The organism is Mycobacterium sp. (assembly GCF_050701675.1).
Classification (GTDB): Bacteria; Actinomycetota; Actinomycetes; order Mycobacteriales; family Mycobacteriaceae; genus Mycobacterium.
This window is the reverse complement of record NZ_JBOGDD010000163.1, coordinates 1-1,728: the sequence shown is the minus strand read 5'-3', so window position 1 is coordinate 1,728 and position 1,728 is coordinate 1. Positions and strand designations below refer to the sequence as shown.

The 1,728-nt window shown below is 64.8% G+C and carries 1 protein-coding gene and 1 pseudogene; both read left to right on the top strand.

Going from position 1 to position 1,728, the window contains the following annotated elements; genetic code table 11:
• A pseudogene (locus tag ACRDUX_RS04795) lies at positions 1-193 on the top strand (mammalian cell entry protein); the annotation flags it as partial.
• A gap of 1 nt (position 194) precedes the next feature.
• Positions 195-1,655 (top strand): MCE family protein, encoded by a 1,461-nt coding sequence (locus ACRDUX_RS04790; RefSeq protein ID WP_526411522.1) that lies wholly within the window; start codon positions 195-197, stop codon positions 1,653-1,655.
• Positions 1,656-1,728 lie beyond the last annotated feature (73 nt).

Sequence of the window (1,728 nt, the reverse complement as noted above, 5' to 3'; positions counted from 1 at the left end):
GTTCGCCAACCTCACCCTCGTCCTCGACTTGACGCTGAGCCGGCTCGACTCGTCGTTCCTCACCGGCACCCGTTTCGAGGGCAAACTCACGCAGCTGGAGATGCAGTGGGGGCGCACGATCGGACAGCAACCCAGCCCGTACACCTCCGGCAACCCGCTGACCATTCCCTACCAGACGAACCAAGGGCCCTGACATGCACTTGGAGAGGCGCGTTCTGATCAAGCTCGGGGTGTTCGCGGTGATCTCCCTCATCGCGGGCTCGGTCACGCTCTTCGGCTACATAAAGGTGTCCAGCGTGCTCCCTGGAGTCGGGCATTACACCGTGACAATGCAATTGCCCCAGTCCGGGGGGCTCTACGCCGGCGGAAACGTCACGTACCGCGGAACCGAGGTCGGGCGGGTGGCGGACGTCCGCGTCACCCAGACCGGGGTCGACGCCGTGCTGTCCCTCAAATCGGGCATCGACATTCCCTCCGACCTCGACGCTCAGGTACACAGCCAGTCCGCAGTCGGCGAGCAATTCGTCTCGTTGCTGCCTCGGCAAGGTGGCTCTGCACCGCTGCGCGACGGCGACGTCGTTCCGCTGAACCGCACCTCGGTGCCGGCCGACATCAACTCGCTTCTCGATACGACGAACACTGCGCTGGAGGCAATTCCCAACGAGAATCTCAAGACGGTGATCGACGAGAGCTACACCGCAGTCGGCGGTCTCGGGCCGGAGATCGCGCGCCTCGTGAAAGCATCCACGGCGCTGGCCGCCGATGCCCGAAGGAGCCTCGGCCCGTTGACCACCGTGGTGGATCAGTCGGCTCCCGTGCTGGACTCGCAAGGTGACACCTCGGATTCGATCCAGGCGTGGGCTTCGAATCTGGCCAGCTTGACCGGTCAACTCGAACGCCAGGACAGCGCAGTGACCGGACTTCTCGAGCGTGGCCCAGCAGCGGCTGACGAGACGCGGCGGCTCTTCGAGCGGCTGCAGCCCACGCTGCCTTTGGTGTTGGCAAACCTCGTCAGCATCGGCGACGTCGCAGTCGTCTACCAGAACGACATTGAGCAACTGCTGGTGCTACTACCGCAGGGAACCGCCATCATGGGTGGCGGAATCGTGCCCAACCTCCACACCAAACAGGATTACAAAGGTTTCTATCTGGACTTCAACCTGAACCTGAACTTGCCCGCACCTTGTACCACCGGCTTCCTGCCTGCCCAGCAGCAGCGACCGGCCAGTGAAGTGGATTATCCGCCTCGCCCCGCGGGTGACCTGTACTGCCGGGTGCCGCAGGACTCGTCGATCGACGTACGCGGAGCGCGCAACATCCCCTGCGAGACGGTTCCCGGTAAACGGGCGCCCACAGTGAAGATGTGCGAGAGCAACGAGAACTACGTCCCGCTCAACGATGGCTACAACTGGAAGGGCGATCCCAACGCCACCCCGTCGGGCCAGAGCGTCCCGCAGTGGGCGCCAGGGCCGCCCTCGGCACCCCAGGCGCCCGCACAAGATCCTGGCCTGCCCGCTCTGGGCGCCGCGACCTATGACCCGTCCACCGGTAGCTATCTCGGACCCGACGGTCGCCTACACACGCAGGCCGACCTCGCCAATGGCGCGGCGCGGAATCAGACATGGCAGTCGATGCTTATCCCGCCCGCCGGCTGATGACGCGTCGATCCACCATGGACGGCCAACGGCAGAAGACGAACGTGCCCAGCGATGTTCGCCGCGAACCCCC

Coding starts and splice junctions, on each gene's coding strand:
- ACRDUX_RS04790 (WP_526411522.1), top strand. CDS start 195: ATGCACTTGGAGAGGCGCGTTCTGATCAAGCTCGGGGTGTTCGCGGTG.